A 661-nucleotide genomic window follows, 5' to 3' on the forward strand; every position below is an offset into this window, starting at 1 on the left:
TTGGTAGATGTTCAGCATCATGCTCACCTCTGTTTGCAGCTTTGCCGCAGGAAGGGAGAACATCCCCGCCTGCCATGGTCTAGTGAAGGTCTGAATAACGGTAACGGTAATGGATCGTCTGTAAGAATGTTCTCCACCTCCTTTTTGAAACAGAGCGTTTTTGTGAGCAATAAAAAACCTTCACTTCCCCAACAAGAGGCGTGGGCGTGAAGGCTTATGTTAGCACCATGCAGACAGAGTCCCTGAAAAACTGCTCATGCAAAACAAGCAATCTTCAGCGACATCCCAATTTTTCCTCTCGTTGAGTTTTAGCACTGTACAGCATAGGCTATGCCAGCTACATTAGAAAAGACCTTAAGCCGATCTTTCCTGTTGACCCATTGGCGTCTCTCGACATTTTTGGGCAGTAGCGTCTCTCTGTACAGGAGCCTCACCTAACGGATAGGATATTAAATTACTTCACCAATATACAACGCCGGACCATACGAGTCAATCCTCAATTTTCAAGTTGTTTTGCCAAACTCTTTTTCCTGCAACTCGCGCCACAGGATTTTTCCGCTGCTGGTCATCGGCAATGTTTTGACAAATTCAATTTGGCGGGGGCATTTATAAGCAGCCATTCGCTCTTTGGCCCATTAAATAATTTCATCCGGGCTGATGA

General features: G+C 45.7%; 1 protein-coding gene, 1 pseudogene and 1 riboswitch. Of the genes and pseudogenes, one reads left to right on the forward strand and one right to left on the reverse strand.

The window, feature by feature from the left end; genetic code table 11:
- Positions 1 to 210, forward strand: a 210-nt coding sequence (locus I8U17_RS18525; RefSeq protein WP_232331188.1) for a hypothetical protein, incomplete at its 5' end; no start/stop codon positions are given.
- A gap of 76 nt (positions 211 to 286) precedes the next feature.
- Positions 287 to 449, reverse strand: a riboswitch (M-box (ykoK) riboswitch).
- 54 nt (positions 450 to 503) lie between these two features.
- Here the strand turns inward: I8U17_RS18525 and I8U17_RS18145 are convergent.
- Positions 504 to 635: pseudogene (locus tag I8U17_RS18145) on the reverse strand (AMP-binding enzyme); the annotation flags it as partial.
- Positions 636 to 661 lie beyond the last annotated feature (26 nt).

This window comes from Thermoactinomyces sp. CICC 10521, from assembly GCF_016055135.1.
GTDB lineage: Bacteria > Bacillota > Bacilli > Thermoactinomycetales > Thermoactinomycetaceae > Thermoactinomyces_A > Thermoactinomyces_A daqus.